The organism is Citrobacter sp. MGH106, assembly GCF_001037495.1.
Classification (GTDB): Bacteria; Pseudomonadota; Gammaproteobacteria; order Enterobacterales; family Enterobacteriaceae; genus Citrobacter; species Citrobacter murliniae.
The window spans coordinates 1,778,892-1,798,611 of record NZ_KQ089822.1 but is presented as its reverse complement, the minus strand read 5'-3'; the positions used below and the strand labels follow the sequence as shown (position 1 = coordinate 1,798,611).

Here is a 19,720-nt window from a genome sequence, read left to right as displayed (position 1 = left end):
CATCTGCGACGGATGGGCGAATTTACTTCCTCATCCTCGTCTAGCGTAATTTTCCCCACTACACTTGCTCTGTTGCTGTTGGCTAATGTGACCAACGGCTTATCGGGCGGCCCGCATGCAAACAGCACAACGGATCATCAAAACTTATCGTCGTAACCGCTTAATCGTCTGCACAATTTGTGCACTGCTGACGCTCATACTCACATTGTCTGCCCGATTTATTTCGGAGCGTAATTTAAATCACCATTACACTGTCACTTTTGCCAATCATGCCGTAGAAGCGCTGGATAACGTGCTCCTTCCCCTACAGGCCGGACGCGATGTGCTACTGCCGTTGATAGGTTTGCCCTGTTCCGTGGCGCGTTTACCCCTGAGCAAACATGCCGCCAGACTACAGACAGTGCGCTCTATAAGCCTGATCCAGCGCGGCATTCTCTATTGCTCAAGCATTTTTGGTTATCGCAATACCCCAATTCGCCAGCTACAACCTGAGTTGCCCAGCCGGGAGCCGCAGCTTCTGTTGTCTACCGACCATTCGCTTATCAAAGGCAGCCCTATTCTTACGCAATGGTATCCGTCGTCTGTTGATGGTGAAGATGGCGTTCTGGAGATCGTCAATATTGATTTGTTATCAACGATGCTGCTTGAGCCTCAGCCGCCGCAGATCACCAAAGCAAGTCTAACTGTCGGCAACCGTCACCTGCTTTACGGTCAAGGTGTTGTAGATACGCTACCTGCACTTGATGATGAAAAAAGTTACCAGTTGTCGTCACAACATTTTCCTTTCGCAATCAGCGTTACAGGCCCTGGGGCCAGCGAGCTGGCGTTAAAAAATCTGCCTACTCAATTACCCTTAGCGGTGATGCTCAGCCTGTTAGTGGGTTACCTTGCATGGCTGGCTACGGCCAACAGAATGAGTTTTTCCTGGGAAATCAATCTGGCCCTCGCTGCACGCGAGTTTGAGTTATTTTGCCAGCCTCTGCTAAATGCCAGCACCCAACAGTGCACCGGTGTTGAAATCCTCTTGCGCTGGAATAACCCCCGCCAGGGCTGGATTTCGCCTGAAGTTTTCATTCCTATTGCTGAAGAGCACAACCTGATCGTACCGCTGACCCGCCATGTCATTGCAGAAACCATTCAGCAACGACACGTTTTCCCGATGAGCAGCCAGTTTCATATCGGTATCAACGTTGCCGCCAGCCATTTTCGCCATGGAACGCTGTTAAAAGATCTCAACCAATACTGGTTCAGCCAGCACCCTATTCAGCAGTTAGTCATTGAGTTGACTGAGCGTGATGCCTTGCTTGATGTGGATTATCGGGTAGTGCGCGAATTACATCGTATGGGGATTAAACTGGCCATTGACGATTTTGGTACCGGAAACAGCTCACTCTCCTGGCTGGAAAAGTTACGTCCGGATATTCTGAAGATTGATAAATCATTCACCTCCGCGATCGGCACTGACGCCGTGAACTCGACGGTTACCGACATCATCATCGCGCTGGGGAAAAAACTAAATATTGAACTGGTGGCTGAAGGGGTAGAAACGCAGGCGCAGGCACAACATTTGCGGCGTCATGGCGTGCATGTATTGCAGGGATTTCTCTATGCCCAGCCGATGCCGCTGCGTGATTTTCCTAAATGGTTGGCGGGCAGTACGCCACCACCCGCCCGGCATAAGGGCCATATCATGCCCCTTATGCCGTTTCGCTGAACCTAATTATACGTCTTCGTCGTGAACCGATTGTTCTTTAACAATGCGAACTAAATCCACACGGTAATCGTTGGCTTCGACAATCGTAATGCTCAGCGGAGCGACCTCAATAACATCCCCAACACGCGGAATGTGGCCGTTAACCGCAATCACCAATCCAGCCACCGTGGCGATATCCTGGTCTTCATCCACCAGCGTATCAACGTCCAGCGCCTGCTGCAGAGCATGCAGATCGGTTCCACCTTTCACCAGCCAGCTACCCGCTTCGGCAACTATCTCGGGCGTTTCATCGGCATCCGGGAACTCACCGGCGATGGCTTCTAATACATCCAGCGGTGTCACCAGCCCCTGGACGACGCCGAACTCGTTAGTGACGATAACAAAGCTACCGCGGGCGCGACGCAATACACCTAACAAATTAATCGGATCCAGCGTTTCCGGTACAACGATAGCCGGAGAGGCTGAAGCAATTGCAGCCACGTCTACGCCATCCTCAAGCGCCACCAACAGCTCTTTTGCCCGAACGATACCGATAATTTCGTCAAGCTCACCACGACACACCGGGAACAGGCTGTGCGGAGAAGAGAGCAACTGTTCTCGGATTTCCGCCACGCTCAGGTCAGCATCAACCCAACTGATTTCACCACGCGGCGTCATAATGCCACGTAATGAACGCGATGCCAGGGACAGAACGCCGTTGATCATGTAACGCTCTTCTTCAACGAACTCCCCTTCTGGTACAGGTACCGGCACCGGATTGTCAGATTCAAGCTGCACACCGGTCTGACGCTTACCGCCCATCAGACGCAGAATGGCATCGGCCGTACGTGCACGCAGCGGCAATGTCGACTGGTGGCGAATAAAGTTACGGCGGGCAATCTGGTTAAACAGTTCGATAATGATCGAGAAGCCAATGGCCGCGTACAGATAACCTTTCGGAATGTGGAAGCCAAACCCTTCGGCGACCAGACTCAAACCGATCATCAGCAGGAAGCTCAGACACAGCACCACGACCGTTGGATGTTGATTCACAAATCGTGTCAGCGGCTTTGATGCCAGCAGCATTACCGCCATCGCTATCACGACAGCAGCCATCATGACCGGCAGATGGTTCACCATACCCACCGCGGTAATTACTGCGTCCAGGGAGAAGACCGCATCCAGGATGACAATCTGCGTCACTACGACCCAGAAGCTCGCATAGCCTTTTGACTGGCCGGTATCGTGTTCTCGGTTTTCCAGTCGTTCATGTAGCTCGGTCGTGGCCTTGAACAAGAGGAAGATACCCCCCAGCAGCATAATCAGGTCTCGCCCGGAGAACGCGTACTCCATCACCGTGAAAAGCGGTTTTGTCAGCGTCACCATCCAGGAAATAACGGACAGCAAGCCTAAACGCATAACCAGTGCCAGTGACAACCCGATCAAACGTGCTTTATCCCGCTGTTTAGGCGGCAGTTTATCAGCCAGAATCGCAATAAAGACCAGGTTATCAATACCCAGAACAATTTCGAGAACAACAAGCGTGAGCAAACCCACCCAAATCGAGGGGTCCATTAAGAATTCCATGACAAGCTCCTGCTTAAAGAATGACCAAACTGCGCCCTGAACATCTCAGGCGTTAAAGCAATATGCAGAAAAATTTTGTGGCAAAAAGTGCCAAACTGACAGGCGTGATACGGCCTAAAGGTGAAATGACGTCGGTGACGATCCATACGGTGGGCTACTACCCTATACTCCTGAGTTATTAAACATATGCTAAACATAACAGAGACAACCGTTTTTTAGCAAAGATTTACCTTCCTTTGCAATAAGTTGTTTCGGAGATATTTTACTCTTCGAAATTTCTTTTCATCGGAAGTTAATTTACGGATCTTCATCACACAAAATAATTTTTTCGATATCTAAAATAATTCACGAAATCATATGTTTTTCTTTGTAACCCTTATCTGAATCGATTCGATTGCGGACGACGATTCAAAATACATCTTCATGTTGATGTGTTAACGATAATAAAGGAGGTAGCAAGTGACCATTGCTATTGTAATAGGCACACATGGTTGGGCTGCAGAGCAGTTACTTAAAACAGCAGAAATGCTGTTAGGCGAGCAGGAAAATGTCGGCTGGATCGATTTCGTTCCAGGCGAAAATGCCGAAACGCTGATTGAAAAGTACAACGCTCAGTTGGCAAAACTCGACACCAGTAAAGGCGTGCTGTTTCTCGTTGACACATGGGGAGGCAGTCCGTTCAACGCTGCGAGCCGCATTGTCGTCGATAAAGAGCATTACGAAGTGATCGCCGGCGTGAACATTCCGATGTTGGTAGAAACGTTCATGGCGCGCGATGACAACCCAAGCTTCGACGAATTAGTCGCTCTGGCGGTTGAAACCGGTAGCGAAGGCGTGAAAGCGCTGAAAGCAAAACCAGTTGAAAAAGCCACGCCAGCCCCGGTTGTAGCACCAAAAGCTGCAACGCCCGCAAAACCAATGGGACCGAACGATTATATGCACATCGGCCTGGCGCGTATTGATGACCGTTTAATCCACGGTCAGGTGGCAACTCGCTGGACCAAAGAAACTAACGTAACCCGTATTATCGTCGTCAGTGATGAAGTCGCAGCAGATACCGTACGTAAAACGCTGCTAACTCAGGTTGCTCCCCCAGGTGTTACGGCGCACGTGGTTGATGTCGCAAAAATGATTCGCGTCTACAACAACCCAAAATACGCTGGCGAACGTGTGATGCTGCTGTTCACTAATCCGACCGACGTAGAACGTATCGTTGAAGGTGGCGTGAAAATTACCTCCGTGAACATTGGCGGCATGGCTTTCCGTCAGGGTAAAACTCAGGTAAATAACGCAATTTCCGTTGATGAAAAAGACATCGAAGCCTTCAAGAAACTCAACGCGCGCGGTATTGAGCTCGAAGCCCGTAAAGTTTCTACCGATCAGAAATTGAAAATGATGGATTTGATTGCCAAAGCGGCGAAATAACCACCTGGCATTTACTTAGTTTTCACACTTAAGTCTGTATAGCAATAGGAGAAGTACAATGGAGATTACCACTCTTCAGATTGTGCTGGTGTTCATCGTCGCATGTATCGCGGGTATGGAGTCGGTGCTCGATGAATTTCAGTTCCACCGTCCGCTGGTGGCCTGTACGCTGATTGGCGCCGTTCTCGGGGATATGAAAACCGGTATTATCATCGGTGGTACCCTGGAAATGATCGCCCTCGGCTGGATGAACATCGGTGCAGCTGTTGCGCCGGATGCCGCACTGGCCTCAATTATTTCTACTGTTCTGGTTATCGCGGGCCATCAAAGCATTGGTGCCGGTATCGCGCTGGCTATCCCACTGGCAGCAGCAGGCCAGGTTCTGACCATCATTGTTCGTACCATCACCGTTGCATTCCAGCACGCCGCGGATAAGGCAGCCGAAAGTGGCAACCTGACGGCGCTATCCTGGCTGCATGTGTCCTCTCTGTTCCTGCAGGCAATGCGTATCGCTATCCCGGCGGTTATCGTGGCGATTTCTGTTGGGACCAGTGAAGTCCAGAGCATGCTGAATGCCATTCCTGAAGTGGTTACCGGTGGCCTGAACATTGCTGGTGGTATGATCGTCGTAGTCGGTTATGCAATGGTCATCAACATGATGCGTGCAGGCTATCTGATGCCATTCTTCTACCTCGGCTTCGTCACTGCGGCGTTTACTAACTTCAACCTGGTTGCTCTGGGTGTGATTGGCGCAGTTATGGCCATCCTCTACATTCAGCTGAGCCCGAAATATAACCGCGTAGCCGGTGCGCCAGCGCAGGCTGCTGGTAATAACGATCTTGATAACGAACTGGACTAGCAGGTGAGCGAAATGGTTGATATGACTAAAACTACCACCGAGAAAAAACTCACTCCGAGTGACATTCGTGGCGTGTTCATTCGTTCTAACCTGTTTCAGGGGTCATGGAACTTCGAACGTATGCAGGCGCTGGGTTTTTGCTTCTCCATGGTACCGGCTATCCGCCGTCTGTATCCGGAGAACAACGACGCACGTAAACAGGCTATTAAGCGTCACCTAGAATTCTTCAACACCCACCCGTACGTAGCGGCACCAGTACTCGGCGTAACGCTGGCGATGGAAGAGCAGCGTGCTAACGGCGCAGATATCGACGATGGTGCTATTAACGGTATCAAAGTTGGTCTGATGGGACCGCTGGCAGGCGTGGGCGACCCTATTTTCTGGGGAACCGTTCGTCCAGTATTTGCCGCACTCGGCGCCGGTATCGCAATGAGTGGCAGCTTGCTGGGTCCGTTGCTGTTCTTTATCCTGTTTAACCTGGTTCGTCTGGCTACGCGTTACTACGGCGTGGCTTACGGTTACCGCAAAGGTGTCGATATCGTTAAAGATATGGGCGGCGGCTTCCTGCAGAAACTGACTGAGGGGGCGTCAATCCTCGGCCTGTTTGTCATGGGAGCATTGGTTAACAAGTGGACGCATGTAAACATTCCGCTGGTGGTTTCCACTATCACCGGTCAGGATGGTCAGACTCGCGTTACCACCGTGCAGACTATCCTTGACCAGCTGATGCCGGGCCTGGTGCCTCTGCTGCTGACCTTCGCCTGTATGTGGCTGCTACGTAAGAAAGTTAACGCCCTGTGGATCATCGTTGGCTTCTTCGTCATCGGTATCGCGGGTTACTCTGTCGGCCTGCTCGGCCTGTAAGAGTGCTGTACATCACCGGGGGCATGCCCCCGGTTTTTCTATTTAGAGGGTTGAGGATTCATGACTATCACGGACCTGGTGCTGGTTCTTTTTATCTTATCGCTACTGGCGTTTGCTATTTACGATCAGTTCATCATGCCCCGCCGTAATGGCCCTACTCTGCTCGCAGTTCCCCTGCTTCCTCGTAGCCGTGTTGATAGCGTCATCTTCATTGGGCTGATCGTTATTCTTATCTACAACAACATCACCAGCCACGGGGCGCAATTCACCACATGGTTATTATGTGCACTGGTACTAATGGGGATATATCTGTTCTGGATCCGCACCCCAAAAATCATCTTTAAACAAAAAGGATTCTTCTTCGCCAATGTCTGGATTGAATATAACCGGATAAAAGAAATGAATTTATCTGAAGATGGCGTACTGGTAATGCAATTAGAACAGAGACGATTGCTCATTCGCGTACGAAATATAGACGATCTCGAAAAAATATATAAACTTTTAATTTCAAATCAATAAGTTAAAAAGATAGCCTAAACTATGTTTTTTTGTATTTCACCGAAAACACAACATAGCTAAGGCTATATTCTGGCGCTATGAATGTTATTTATTTTAACGTTTTATCCACACTTAAATCTAAATGAAAATCGTTTTCAATTAGAAGTAAAATAATATTTCCCCCTTTCTTGTTTTATATTCTCAAAATATGTTAAGGTTGCGCCCGTCGTTGGGGAGTAGCCGATTTCCAGAATCCGGAAATGTACGTGTCAACATACTCGTCGCAAGACGTGGCACGTACGGACTAATCATAATTAGTCAGGCGAGACCATAGACACATCAACTGCAATGCATGCTTTATGAACCGCGTGTTCTGACATGTATGGTTACTGGGGGCAGTGATGTGTTATATGGATACCCCGGTCAGGACGCTGTTATGAATATCACCGCTACTGTTCTTCTCGCTTTCGGCATGTCGATGGATGCCTTCGCAGCATCGATTGGCAAAGGTGCCACCCTACATAAACCCAAATTCTCAGAAGCCCTGCGTACTGGCCTTATTTTTGGCGCAGTTGAAACACTCACGCCGCTGATCGGCTGGGGTATGGGCATGCTGGCAAGTAAATTTGTACTCGAATGGAACCACTGGATTGCGTTCATCCTGCTGATTTTTCTGGGCGGACGAATGATCATTGAAGGCTTCCGCGACAACGATGATGAAGATGAAGAGCCGCAGCGTCGACATGGTTTCTGGCTGCTGGTCACTACCGCGATTGCCACCAGTCTAGATGCGATGGCTGTCGGTGTGGGTTTGGCTTTCCTGCAGGTAAACATCATCGCAACTGCCCTGGCCATAGGCTGTGCCACGCTAATAATGTCTACACTGGGAATGATGATTGGTCGCTTTATCGGCCCGATGTTGGGCAAACGGGCTGAAATTCTGGGTGGGCTGGTACTGATTGGCATCGGTGCCCAGATCCTCTGGGCACATTTCCACGGTTAATTTTCACGCTGCCAGATATGAATGCTAAAGTCTGTCTGGCAGTCAAATGTCGTTTTCCCCGCCAGCGTCTCCCAGACCTCCGGTTTTGCCCGCCAGGCGAACGGTGTCATTTGCAGTAATGCCACTGCCTCACTGCCGCTCAGTTGCATCTGATATCCCAGCGCAATGCTCTGTTGCAGGTCAAAGCCTTCCAGTTGCTCGGTATGGGGCGCATGCAGACGCACGTCGTCATAGATCAGCCCTTTCAGCTCCATTAAATGACGCGGTCCCGGCGTGGCCGTAATCACCCATCCGCCAGGTTTAACAACCCTGGCAAGCTCTTGCGCCTTGCAGGGGGCATAAATCCTGACAATGGCGTCCATTGATGCATCAGCAAATGGCAAACGATGACTTGATGCTACGCAAAATGTCACCTGCGGATACCGCCTGGCTGCGGCCTTAATCGCCACTTTTGAAACATCCAGACCGAATGTTGAGTTGCCCGTTATCGCGTCGGCAAAAGCATGCGTGTAATACCCTTCCCCACAGCCGATATCAAGAATCGCCGCCTGCTCTGACACGAGTCTTTCTTTCAGTACATTCACAATCGCATCGCGCAGCGGCTGATAATGTCCGGCATCGAGAAATGCCCGGCGTGCTTGCATCATTTCTGCGCTGTCACCGGGATCGCGCGACCGCTTATGCTGAACAGGAAGTAAGTTGACATACCCTTCTTTAGCCACGTCAAACTGATGCCGTTGAGGGCATATAAAGCTGTTTTTATCTTGAGTAAGAGATTGATGGCAAAGGGGACAGGAAAACGACATGACAACTCCGGCTGATGACTTCGGGGCGCAAGTGTAACGCGAATTACGCCCCGGGAAAATAACTTACAACGATGGTGCAGAGAGCTTATCGTCGTGCATAACCAGCAAATGGCTCGAGTCGGCGGGCATTCCATCCGGTTTAACGTTCTCCAGACGCAGAACGTCCCCCATTATCTGGCTAAATACAGGAGCCGATACTGCGCCACCATAGTAAGCCCCATTTTGTGGGTTGTTGATAACGACCACCAGTGCAAATTTAGGGTCGCTTGCCGGAGCGACACCTGCGGTATAGGCCACATATTTATCGACATATTTACCGTCATCGCCAATTTTTTTCGCCGTACCGGTTTTAACCGCAACCCGATAATCTCTCACCGCAGCCTTTGTTCCCCCGCCACCGGGTAAAGCGACACTTTCCATCATATGTTCAACTTGATGAACTAACGCTTCCGGCATGACGCGTCTGCCAATGACCGGCGGGTCGATACGGGTGATGGAAAGCGGTCGGTAAATGCCAAAGCTGCCAATCGTGGCATAAACATGCGCCAGCTGTAGCGGCGTCACCATCAAACCGTAACCAAACGCGAAAGTTGCACGGTCCAGATCGCTCCAGTAACGCCTCTGAGGCATTAGACCGTTGCTTTCACCGGTTAATCCCAACCCGGTAGGATCGCCAAAACCAAAGCTTTTGTAGGTATCAAGCAAGCGCTGTACGGGCATTGCAAGCGAGAGATGGGAGACACCAGTATCGCTCGACTTTTGCAAAATACCGGTCAAAGATAGTTCAGGATAAAATCCTACGTCACGAATGCGATGCCCATCGACATAAAAAGGATGAGTATCAATCACGCTGTCTGGCTGCACAATTCCCTGTTGAAGAGCCGTCATAATTACCAGCGGCTTGACGGTAGAGCCAGGCTCAAAAGTATCGCTAATCGCACGATTGCGAAAATCATCCAGCACCGCACCGTCGCGGTTGTTGGGGTTGAAGTCAGGGAAACTTGCCATAGAGAGAATTTCACCCGTGGCAATACTGACCAGCACTGCAGCACCGGACTCTGCCCTGTTCCACGTAACGGCATTGTCCAGCGCGTCCTCGGTTACTGTCTGCAAACGTTCATCAATACTAAGCTGCAATTCATGCGCAGGTACCGGCATTACTTCGGTGATATTTTCTATTACATGCCCAAATTTGTCTTTACGTACCAGCCGGGAACCCGGTTTACCCATCAACTGGGCATTGAAGCTTTTCTCAATCCCTTCGATACCCTGACCATCAATGTTAGTAAAGCCAATCAGGTTGGCAGCGACATGCCCTGCGGGATAGAAGCGACGGGTCTCTTCGCGCAGATTGATACCCGGAAGATTGAGCTTATCGATCCATTCAGCTTGCTGAGGTGAAATCTGTCGAGCCAGGTAGATAAAACGTCCGGCAGGATTGCTGTTAACCCGTGCAGCCAGTGTACTAAGCGACAGATGCAGCGTCTTTGCCAGCGCTTGCCAGCGTTCGCTATATCCAACGCCACCCTTGCTAATAATGATCTTAGGATCGGCCCAGACAGCATTAACCGGTACGCTTACTGCCAGCGGACGCCCTTCTCTGTCAGTAATCATTCCGCGTGGCGAGGCCGTTGTCACCTCACGTAAAGAACGCATATCTTCCTGTTTTACCAGACTCGTTGGCGTAACAATTTGCAGCCATGCCACCCGACCAAGTAACAACCCCAGACTCAACAATATTGCCACGCAGAGCAGGGCAAAACGTACGGGAGTAAAATTGCGTGTATCGCCGTCGTTTCTCTTTTTCACCCGACCTCCAGCAAGATAGTTTTTCAGGTGACTGATTTAACGGGAATTGACGAGAGAAAGCGGGAAAAACAATGCTACGAACATCGTGCCTTTGCAACAAAGCGCTAATGGGAGGGCATTCAGAAATGTTTTGACGTAATTTTAATTAAAAAGCCCCGCATATGCGAGGCTTTATATCTGAGGTTGATGCGCCTGGGCGCTTCAAATCAGTGGTATCGATCAGATAGCTGTTACGTTAACAGCAGCCGGACCTTTCTGGCCGTCCTGAATTTCGAACTCAACGTTCTGGCCTTCAGCCAGAGTTTTGAAGCCGTTACCCTGGATTGCAGAGAAGTGTACAAACACGTCTTTGCTGCCGTCAGCAGGAGTAATGAAACCAAAACCTTTAGACTCGTTGAACCACTTAACTTGACCTTTAATCTTTGCCATTTGCAAAATTCCTTAGAGTATTTTCTTCGCCCGCAGGCATAACATAGATAAAACTGAGACATTACTGCTTGAGGCACTAATATAAGGTTCGGCAGAGAAGCGGTATTCAACGTCAACGTGTTTACTCAGGACTTCTTTACTGAAAATGCCACACATAAACAGAACTGTACCTCGTTTAACCCAAAACGTGTTATCACATACAACGATAATAATGGCAAGCCATTTTTAAACGTGTCTCGATCGGTCGCACAAATCCAGAAGTTCATCAAACAGCGACTGCACAGTTATGCGCCAAATCGAGTAAGGATATATCCATACCGCCCTCGCCCTGCCCCAACTGGCTTGCGCCATTGCCGGGACATTTCTACCATAGCTCAATAGGTTCGGTTGTTCCAGATTCTCTGATGCGTCGTGTGCTGAATATCATTTTTTATGCTTAGTAATGCATAAATTATCACAACGGTAAAAATGGGATCCGCATTCTGATTTTGCAGAAAAATAATGAAAGAATGATGACAATGCACAAAAAAGTTAGAGAAACGTTTCGCTGATAATAAAAACGATCGCTATCACAAAAATGCAATAATCATATTATTAACGTATGGATAATTATATTTAAGCCATTTCAGGAATAAGGAATTAATTGGTCAGGGGGGTCTGGAGAAGTGACGTTGTGTGCATGATCACACGTGTATTGCACAACCGAGACAGCGGAAAATGATCTTGATATTGTTGTCGACAGGATGAAGCATCTGAGAACAATGTCAGCAGACTCTCACCCTGTCTTTCTGGTTACTACCGTTCTGCTACCAGGCGGATGATGTCGTCATCTTCATCCTGTTTTTGCACCGCAGGCTCTGCTGCCTTCTCGGGCTCGTTAGCTTCACAAAGACGACGGAGCAAAGCGTTCTGTCGTTTTTGCTGCTCCAACAATGCTTCGAGCAACTCAATCTGCTCATTAGTACGTGAACTTGCACGATTGATGAAAAACCACAGCACAAGCCCGATTACCAGAACCACCACCGATACAACTAAAGACGCAAAATTCAACACGCCAGAGTTCAAAACTTCGTTCATTTCACCACCTCAATGTAGACAGCGTAGTTTACCACTGCCGCACAAGAAGGTAATCAACTGTTGCAAAAATGCGCTTACCAGGGAATAAATTTATTGATGGCGCAAATGCCGCTGAAAAATTGTACGTCCTGATCGCACATGATGTTGAACACCTGCGCCCACATCAGTATGCCCACCAGCACGACAACAATCAGAACCACCCATCGAATTTTTTTCACTCCAACTCCACTCTCCGAATCCAGATTTTATGCTGCTAAATTATCACGCGTTACCTAAACCCAGCGTTAACTGTAGCGGCATTAAATATTTTTAGGAATGATTCACTTGTTTCATCCAGTGTACAAGCTAATCTTATAATAACGAGAAAAGATAAGAGGTTGTAATGCGTCTGATTATTCGCGCTATTGTATTGTTGGCTCTGGTTTGGATTGGTTTATTACTCAGTGGCTACGGAGTTTTGATAGGAAGCAAGGAGAACGCGGCAGGTCTCGGTCTGCAATGCCAGTATCTGACCGCACGTGGCACCAGTACCGCACAGTACGTTCACAGCAACAGCGGTATCATCGGTCTGTCTGATTGCCCCGTGTTACGCAAAAGCACAGTGGTTGTCGATAACGGTTAATATAAGAGCAATATAGCCGGTAAGTTATTTATTACATCTTCAACTTATATTGATGATGACTATTAAAAAAGCCCCGGAAAAATATCTGGGGCTTTTTAACATGTCGAAAACTAGCCAGATCAGAATGGGTAGTCGTTATAACCCATTTGTTCTGAAATTTTACGCGCTGCTGTGTGCAACATCGCGACATACTCATGTAAGCGCTCTTCGGAGAAACGCAAGGTCGGGAATGAAATACTCAGTCCCGCAATCACGACACCGAAACGGTCAAACACTGGTACGCCGATGCAACGCAGACCTTCTTCCTGCTCTTCATTATCTTCGCCGTAGCCCTGCTCACGCACTTTATCTAACAACAACAGCAGCTCATCAGTATTGGTTATTGTGCGCTCAGTGCTGCGTTTGTACTCAATACCATCGAGGATCTGCTTCACTTCCTCACGGTCACGCCAGGCCAGCAGTACTTTACCAATAGCTGTACTGTACAATGGGTTACGGCGACCTACGCGAGAATACATGCGTAAATTGTACATCGAGTCGATTTTATGAATGTAGACAATGCTGTCTTCGTCCAGAGCCCCCAGATGCACAGTCTCTTTTGTCAGACGCGAAAGTTCGCGCATCTGAATGTCAGCGCTTCTAATCAAGTCAACGTTTTGCAACGCGCGAGCGCCCAACTCAAACAATTTCAGGGTCAGCGAATATTTCTCAGACTCCCCTTCTTGTGCCACATACCCCAGCGTTTTCATGGTCTGCAAAAAGCGATAAACGGTGCTTTTCGACATCATGACGCGTTGCGACAGTTCGGTAATACCAATTTCGCGCTCTTCACCCAGCGCCTGCAGGATGCCAAAAACCTTCAGCACGGAAGATACAGAATCGGGTTGTTTATCCAGATCTGCGATAGCCATTTATCACCTCATTACGAGTGTTTTATAAAAATCAGAACCGGTTTTTATTATAATTTCACGCAATGCCCCTCGCAATCCATCTTTGCTTACTTAGTTACAAATCTGCGACATAACGCCTGAATATCAATGCTAATATCATTATTCTCATCATCATACCCGACAACATTGACTTCCTATGGAAAGAATCCAGGCCGATGGCCTGCCATTGCCCCAGCGATATGGCGCAATTTTAACCATTATTATTGGTATCTCTATGGCAGTGCTGGATGGTGCAATTGCTAACGTTGCTCTTCCGACGATTGCCGCAGATCTTCAGGCCTCCGCAGCCAGTTCAATTTGGGTCGTTAACGCCTATCAAATTGCGATTGTCGTCTCACTCCTGTCACTCTCATTTTTGGGCGATATGTTTGGCTACCGACGTATTTATAAATGTGGGTTGGTCATTTTTCTGTTCGCTTCATTATTTTGTGCCTTATCAGATTCCTTACAAATGCTAACGCTGGCGCGAGTGGCTCAAGGTTTTGGCGGGGCAGCGCTAATGAGCGTTAATACGGCGCTGATAAGACTTATTTATCCCCAACGCCAGCTTGGCCGGGGGATGGGCATTAACTCCTTTATTGTGGCGGTCTCTTCAGCAGCCGGTCCTACAATTGCCGCGGCAATACTGTCCGTTGCGTCATGGAAATGGTTATTTTTGATTAACGTGCCGTTGGGGATTATTGCGTTACTACTGGCAATGCGTTTTTTACCGGCCAATGCTGCCCGGCAGTCAACACCACGTTTTGACTTACCGAGCGCGGTGATGAATGCCCTGACCTTCGGATTGCTGATTACCGCACTCAGTGGATTTGCGCAGGGACAGTCTTTGACGCTCATTGGTATAGAACTGGCGATGATGATCGTGGTCGGTTTTTTCTTTATTCGCCGTCAACTGTCATTGCCAGTCCCTCTGCTGCCGGTCGACTTGCTGCGTATCCCACTTTTCTCATTGTCTATCGGCACGTCTATCTGTTCTTTTTGCGCTCAGATGTTAGCTATGGTGTCACTCCCCTTTTACCTGCAAACCGTGTTGGGTCGCAGTGAAGTGGAAACAGGTTTGCTATTGACTCCCTGGCCGCTAGCCACCATGGTCATGGCCCCACTTGCTGGCTATTTAATTGAACGGGTACATGCCGGACTATTGGGGGCAATGGGGCTGGCGACAATGGCTGTTGGCCTTTTCTCGCTGATGCTACTACCCGCTTCACCGTCTGATTTTAATATCATCTGGCCGATGATACTTTGTGGCGCCGGATTTGGCCTTTTCCAGTCACCAAATAACCATACTATCATCATGTCGGCCCCCCGGGATCGTAGCGGAGGCGCAAGCGGTATGTTGGGGACGGCACGTTTGCTGGGACAAAGCAGCGGTGCGGCGTTAGTCGCGTTGATGCTGAATCAGTTTGGTGACAGCGGGACGCACATGTCGTTAATGACGGCAGGTATTCTGGCCACGGTAGCCGCGATTGTGAGTGGTTTACGTATTACGCAACCTCGGGTTCAGGGGTAAAAAAAAAGCGCGTCCAGGGACGCGCTTTTCTCTCATGCTTCCGCAGGTTATTTCAGGTATTCCCCACTGCGCAACGCTTCAATACGTTTATCCAACGGAGGGTGGGTCATAAACAACTCACTCAACGATTTAGATTTACCATTGATGCAGAACGCCATCATGCTGGTTGCTTCCTGTGGCTCATAGCTGGTTTTCAGACGCTGCAGTGCAGCAATCATTTTCTCACGACCAACCAGTTTTGCTGAACCCGCATCCGCATGGAATTCACGATGACGCGAGAACCACATGGTAATAATGCTCGCCAGAATACCAAACACCAGTTCCAGCACCGTCGCTACCGCAAAATAAATTAACGGGTTGCCGTTGCTGCCCTCACCTTCTTCACGGTTTCCGCCCATAAAACCAGCGGCAATCTGCGCGAGAATACGCGAGATAAAGATTACGAAGGTGTTCACCACGCCCTGAATCAGCGTCATGGTGACCATATCGCCATTGGCAATGTGGCTTATCTCATGTGCAATAACGGCTTCAGCTTCATCCGGGCTCATGTTTTGCAGCAAGCCCGTACTGACCGCCACCAGTGACGCATCACGGCGCGCACCAGTTGCAAACGCGTTAATATCTGGCGCATGGTAGATAGCAACCTGCGGCATAGCGATACCAGCCTGACGAGCCTGTGTGGCTACAGTATTCATCAGCCAGCGTTCTCTTTCATTACGGGGCTGTTCAATCACTTCCCCGCCAACGGACTTTAACGCCATCCATTTGGACATCAGCAGCGAAATGAAGGAACCACCAAAACCAAACAGCAGTGCCATGATCAACAAGCCTTGAACGCTGCTTGACTGGATCCCTGTCAGGCTCAATACCAGCCCGAAAACGACCATCACAGCCAGGTTCGTCAGCAGGAAGAGCGCGATTCGCATCATAATTTTCTTTTAACCTCAATTTAACAAAACGCACTATGCGATTACCCATATCGTATGGGTCTTACAGCTATTTTCAAGCATGCATACGTGCTAAGTCACCAGAAAGACACAACTTTACATTTTATCGTATCAGGCTGACGACTTCATGCGCTTGTTAAAAAAAACAGGCACAATTTCTTGTGCCTGTTTGTTTTTACTGACTTGTTGCGGGCTGTTCCGCTGGCTTATCTTTTTCCAGATGCGCCAGATCGAGCGCGATTTTAACCGTTTCATCCAGGTACGGATCCGGCTCCTGGTAATCCTTCGGCAGATCGTCCAGTTTCTTCAGCGGCGGCTTGCCTTCACGTTTAAAACGATCGTTTATGCGCGCCAGACGCATCGCGTCATCTTCGTTATTCTCTTTCTCACGCTGGGCGTAATTAAGAGAAGCGATGTTGCGCTTATCCTTCATTGCATTGAAACGGGCAATATCTTTCATGATGTACTGGAACTCAGGATCGTTCGCAATACGTGCATTATGCTCTTTCAGCAATTCAGGACCGAACGGCGTCAAATTATCCGACTTCGTATAGGTCGCCGCATCGATGCTATCCCAAGGCAAAGCGTTATCTTCAAACTTCTCACCGGTTTCTGTTTCTTCATTACCTGTCGGCATGATGATATCCGGCGTAACGCCCTTACGCTGCGTACTGCCACCGTTTACACGGTAGAACTTCTGAATAGTGTACTGAACTGAACCCAACGCAGGCCATTCCGGACGTAACATCTGATCGTAGATACGGTTCAGAGAACGGTACTGCTGTACCGTGCCTTTCCCGAAGGTCGGTTCACCGACAATCAACGCACGACCGTAGTCCTGCATTGCCGCAGCAAAAATCTCCGATGCCGAGGCACTGAAGCGGTCAACCAACACCACCAGCGGACCTTTGTAGTAAACAACGCCGTCGGTATCGCTGTCTTCGCGCACCTTACCGTTATTATCACGAACCTGAACAACCGGACCAGAAGGAATAAACAGACCGGAAAGCGAAACGGCTTCAGTAAGCGCCCCACCACCATTAGTACGCAGATCGATAATCACACTGCTGACATTCTGTTTTTCCAGCTTCTGCAGCTGAACTTTGACATCGTCCGTCAGACCAACATAGAAGCCTGGAATATCCAGTACGCCGACTTTTTCTTTGCCAACGGTTTTCACGGACATTTTAACAGCACGATCTTCCAGACGAATGCGTTCACGCGTCAGCGTTACAGTACGCGTCTTAGTGCCTTTACCGGCAGGCAGGATCTCAAGACGAACCTTGCTGCCTTTTGGTCCTTTGATCAGCGCTACAACGTCATCAAGACGCCAGCCAATGACATCAACCATGCCTTTACCCGACTGACCTACGCCGACAATGCGATCGCCTACGCTAATCGCCTTGCTCTTGGCCGCCGGGCCACCCGCAACCATAGAATTAATGACGGTATAGTCATCATCCATTTGCAGAACGGCACCAATACCTTCCAGAGACAAACTCATTTCGGTATTGAACTGTTCAGTGTTACGCGGGGACAAGTAGTTAGTATGCGGATCGATTTCGCGCGCAAAAGCGGTCATAGCCAGTGAGAACACGTCTTCACTGTTAGTCTGCGCCAGGCGGCGGATCGCAAATTTGTAACGACGCGTCAGCGTTTCACGAATTTCTGCATCGGTCTTGCCGGTCAGTTTCAGGCTAAGTTCATCGAATTTAACTTTGCCGTCCCACAGAACATTAAGCTCTGCTTCGCTTTTCGGCCACGGCGCTTTGCTGCGATCAAGATTAAAGGTGTCGTTACCGGTGAAATCCATTGGACGCGCCAGCACGCTTAATGCGTACTGATAGCGTTCAAATCGACGTTTTTGCGCCAGATTATAGAGGTCGTAAAACACATCCAGCTTGCCCGTACGCAGTTCATCAGCCAGGACGGCTTTCTTTTTGGCAAACTGCTCTATATCACTCGCCAACAGCACGTTATGGCTGTAGTCGAGCAAATTCAGATAGCGGTCAAAAATTTTTGCCGAAAACGCCTGATCCAGATCGAACTGGCGATAATGTGAACGCGTAAAGCGCGATGTTACACGTTCACTCACTGTCGCATGCTGCGTTTCTTCCTTTAAAACGGGGATTTGATCGGCACGCGTGATGTCTTCCACAGCGAATGCCTGGCCTGCTAATGCAAGCAGACCAGCTAACGCGGTAAGCCTAAAAAAAGTGTTCATGCCAGGCCAGGCCTCCGTTTCAGAACACCAGGTGTTCTGCGCGTACAATCAAAGACATACCCGAATTCAGCTGTACACGGACGCCATCTTTGGTGATTTCTAATACGGTGGCATCCATCGCATTATTTCCTGCTTTCACCTTCAAAGACTGCCCTACCTTCAGCACTGAAATATCAGAGACTGGGGTATGCTGTTCTTCACGAGGAGCACGCGGTGCCTGAGCAGCCGGTTTTTCAGCGCGAGGATTACGCGGAGCGGCATCTTTACGACGCGGAGCAGGACGCGGCTTACGCTCACGACGCGGTGCGTCCTCTTTTTCACCCGCAGCAGCGGCCGCTTCGCGTTTTTTCGCCTGTTGCTCTGCACGCTGCGCCTGAACGCGAGCTTTTGCTTCTTCAAGCTGTTTACGCGCATGCTCAACGTGCTGCTCATCCAGCTCACCACATGGGTTGCCGTCGAGATCAACACGCGTTGCGCCCAGCTTAACGCCATACAGATAGCGCCAGCTTGAAGTATATAGACGTAAGGCAGAACGAAGCTGAGTCTTGCTGAGATTCATTTCACCCTCAACACGCTCTACCAGATCCTGAAAAATGCCAATTTTCAGCGGGCGCGCTTCGCCTTCCGCACTAAAACACTGCGGGAAGCGTTCGGCCAGAAACGCGATGACTTCTTTACTACTATTCAACTTAGGTTGATTTTCCATGAAATTTCCTGATTACAACGGACGTAGCCAACAAGCGCAGGCATGAACAGGCGTCATTATAATGACGCCATCAGTAATTGCTACGTTATCCGTTGATTATCCTGCGACGGGAGCAAAGAATTTTTTGTAATCCGTCGTTGCAAGCACGGTTTCAAGCTGTGCCACGAGCGTACGCAGCCCCTGTTCATCTTCTTCAGTAAAGCGACCAAAAGCCGTGCTATCAATATCCAGCACGCCTATTATCTGATTTTCGACCGTTATCGGCAGTACAATTTCAGCGTTGCTGGCCGCATCGCAAGCGATATGCCCATCAAAAGCATGAACGTCTTCAATGCGCTGAACCTGGTTCTGCGCCACTGCGGTGCCGCATACCCCCCGACCAACCGGAATACGTACGCAGGCGATCTTGCCCTGGAAAGGGCCAAGCACCAGCGTGTCGTTTTCGAGCAGGTAAAAACCAGCCCAGTTCACTTCTGCAAGACGGTCGTACAACAAAGCGCTGGTATTCGCCAGCGTTGCCAGAAAACTGGTTTCACCTGCCATTAATGCGCGAAAATCACGGTTCAGATCCGTGTATAGCTCTATTTTGTTCATTATGTAATCACTTAGTTGTCTTACTCAAAACTGCAGCCTACTAAAATAAACATTAAATGCGTTAATGCTCAAGATCATTCCCGTCATGAGTTAAGATAACATTACTCTAACACTTTG

General features: G+C 49.2%; 21 protein-coding genes and 1 riboswitch. Of the genes, 8 read left to right on the top strand and 13 right to left on the bottom strand.

Annotated features, from left to right (window positions below; translation table 11 throughout):
* The first annotated feature begins 115 nt into the window (after positions 1-115).
* On the top strand, positions 116-1,714 hold the full coding sequence (locus SK36_RS08615) for an EAL domain-containing protein (protein WP_048221311.1): 1,599 nt from the start codon (positions 116-118) through the stop codon (positions 1,712-1,714).
* A gap of 6 nt (positions 1,715-1,720) precedes the next feature.
* On the opposite strand, the gene yoaE is transcribed toward SK36_RS08615, so the two are convergent.
* Both yoaE and SK36_RS25225 read right to left on the bottom strand, forming a co-directional pair.
* A complete protein-coding gene (gene yoaE, locus SK36_RS08610; protein ID WP_048221310.1) occupies positions 1,721-3,280 on the bottom strand; it encodes a CNNM family cation transport protein YoaE in 1,560 nt (519 codons plus the stop codon).
* Complete coding sequence (locus SK36_RS25225) at positions 3,268-3,426, bottom strand: protein YoaL (protein WP_404979409.1); 159 nt, start codon at positions 3,424-3,426, stop codon at positions 3,268-3,270. The genes yoaE and SK36_RS25225 overlap by 13 nt, the downstream gene beginning before the upstream one ends.
* A 313-nt stretch (positions 3,427-3,739) precedes the next feature.
* Between SK36_RS25225 and manX the strand changes: the two genes are divergently transcribed.
* The 5 genes from manX (at position 3,740) to mntP (ending at position 7,929) form a co-directional block, all read left to right on the top strand.
* Entirely contained in the window at positions 3,740-4,705 is a 966-nt protein-coding gene (manX, locus tag SK36_RS08605; RefSeq protein ID WP_045443967.1) for a PTS mannose transporter subunit IIAB, read from the top strand.
* Positions 4,706-4,763: 58 nt separating this feature from the next.
* Positions 4,764-5,564 (top strand): PTS mannose/fructose/sorbose transporter subunit IIC, encoded by an 801-nt coding sequence (locus SK36_RS08600; protein ID WP_045443971.1) that lies wholly within the window; start codon positions 4,764-4,766, stop codon positions 5,562-5,564.
* A 12-nt stretch (positions 5,565-5,576) separates the two neighbouring features.
* On the top strand, positions 5,577-6,428 hold the full coding sequence (locus SK36_RS08595; protein WP_045443974.1) for a PTS mannose transporter subunit IID: 852 nt from the start codon (positions 5,577-5,579) through the stop codon (positions 6,426-6,428).
* A gap of 60 nt (positions 6,429-6,488) precedes the next feature.
* Entirely contained in the window at positions 6,489-6,947 is a 459-nt protein-coding gene (locus SK36_RS08590; protein WP_045443977.1) for a DUF986 family protein, read from the top strand.
* A gap of 198 nt (positions 6,948-7,145) precedes the next feature.
* Positions 7,146-7,246, top strand: a riboswitch (yybP-ykoY riboswitch).
* 116 nt (positions 7,247-7,362) lie between these two features.
* A complete protein-coding gene (mntP, locus tag SK36_RS08585) occupies positions 7,363-7,929 on the top strand; it encodes a manganese efflux pump MntP (RefSeq protein ID WP_045449666.1) in 567 nt (188 codons plus the stop codon).
* On the opposite strand, the gene rlmA is transcribed toward mntP, so the two are convergent.
* The 6 genes from rlmA to mgrB all read right to left on the bottom strand — a co-directional run bounded on the left by rlmA (position 7,926) and on the right by mgrB (position 12,268).
* Positions 7,926-8,735, bottom strand: coding sequence for a 23S rRNA (guanine(745)-N(1))-methyltransferase (gene rlmA, locus SK36_RS08580; protein WP_045443980.1), 810 nt, complete (start codon positions 8,733-8,735; stop codon positions 7,926-7,928). The genes mntP and rlmA overlap by 4 nt on opposite strands.
* Positions 8,736-8,798: 63 nt before the next feature.
* Positions 8,799-10,544, bottom strand: a complete 1,746-nt coding sequence (gene ftsI / locus SK36_RS08575) for a peptidoglycan glycosyltransferase FtsI (RefSeq protein ID WP_048221309.1) — start codon at positions 10,542-10,544, stop codon at positions 8,799-8,801.
* A gap of 219 nt (positions 10,545-10,763) precedes the next feature.
* On the bottom strand, positions 10,764-10,973 hold the full coding sequence (cspE, locus tag SK36_RS08570; RefSeq protein WP_001062678.1) for a transcription antiterminator/RNA stability regulator CspE: 210 nt from the start codon (positions 10,971-10,973) through the stop codon (positions 10,764-10,766).
* A 12-nt stretch (positions 10,974-10,985) separates the two neighbouring features.
* On the bottom strand, positions 10,986-11,129 hold the full coding sequence (locus SK36_RS23525) for a DUF2627 domain-containing protein (RefSeq protein ID WP_003034983.1): 144 nt from the start codon (positions 11,127-11,129) through the stop codon (positions 10,986-10,988).
* Positions 11,130-11,768: 639 nt separating this feature from the next.
* Positions 11,769-12,050 (bottom strand): YebO family protein, encoded by a 282-nt coding sequence (locus tag SK36_RS08565; RefSeq protein ID WP_045443989.1) that lies wholly within the window; start codon positions 12,048-12,050, stop codon positions 11,769-11,771.
* 74 nt (positions 12,051-12,124) lie between these two features.
* A complete protein-coding gene (gene mgrB / locus SK36_RS08560; RefSeq protein ID WP_045443992.1) occupies positions 12,125-12,268 on the bottom strand; it encodes a PhoP/PhoQ regulatory lipoprotein MgrB in 144 nt (47 codons plus the stop codon).
* Positions 12,269-12,432: 164 nt separating this feature from the next.
* Between mgrB and SK36_RS08555 the strand changes: the two genes are divergently transcribed.
* A complete protein-coding gene (locus SK36_RS08555; RefSeq protein WP_045444005.1) occupies positions 12,433-12,672 on the top strand; it encodes a YobH family protein in 240 nt (79 codons plus the stop codon).
* A 119-nt stretch (positions 12,673-12,791) separates the two neighbouring features.
* Here SK36_RS08555 and kdgR read toward each other — a convergent pair whose 3' ends face one another.
* The gene (gene kdgR, locus SK36_RS08550) at positions 12,792-13,583 is read right to left on the bottom strand and encodes a DNA-binding transcriptional regulator KdgR (protein WP_045444008.1); all 792 of its coding nucleotides are present in this window, start codon (positions 13,581-13,583) and stop codon (positions 12,792-12,794) included.
* A gap of 175 nt (positions 13,584-13,758) precedes the next feature.
* Between kdgR and SK36_RS08545 the strand changes: the two genes are divergently transcribed.
* Complete coding sequence (locus SK36_RS08545) at positions 13,759-15,132, top strand: MFS transporter (RefSeq protein ID WP_045444011.1); 1,374 nt, start codon at positions 13,759-13,761, stop codon at positions 15,130-15,132.
* Between the two features lie 47 nt (positions 15,133-15,179).
* Here the strand turns inward: SK36_RS08545 and htpX are convergent, their stop codons facing one another.
* The 4 genes from htpX to SK36_RS08525 all read right to left on the bottom strand — a co-directional run bounded on the left by htpX (position 15,180) and on the right by SK36_RS08525 (position 19,603).
* A complete protein-coding gene (gene htpX / locus SK36_RS08540) occupies positions 15,180-16,061 on the bottom strand; it encodes a protease HtpX (RefSeq protein WP_045444014.1) in 882 nt (293 codons plus the stop codon).
* Between the two features lie 193 nt (positions 16,062-16,254).
* Positions 16,255-18,303: a carboxy terminal-processing peptidase gene (gene prc, locus SK36_RS08535; protein WP_048221308.1), complete on the bottom strand. Its 2,049-nt coding sequence runs from the start codon at positions 18,301-18,303 to the stop codon at positions 16,255-16,257.
* A gap of 19 nt (positions 18,304-18,322) precedes the next feature.
* Positions 18,323-19,009, bottom strand: a complete 687-nt coding sequence (gene proQ / locus SK36_RS08530; RefSeq protein ID WP_045444020.1) for an RNA chaperone ProQ — start codon at positions 19,007-19,009, stop codon at positions 18,323-18,325.
* 96 nt (positions 19,010-19,105) lie between these two features.
* Positions 19,106-19,603 (bottom strand): GAF domain-containing protein, encoded by a 498-nt coding sequence (locus SK36_RS08525; protein ID WP_048221307.1) that lies wholly within the window; start codon positions 19,601-19,603, stop codon positions 19,106-19,108.
* Positions 19,604-19,720: the final 117 nt, after the last annotated feature.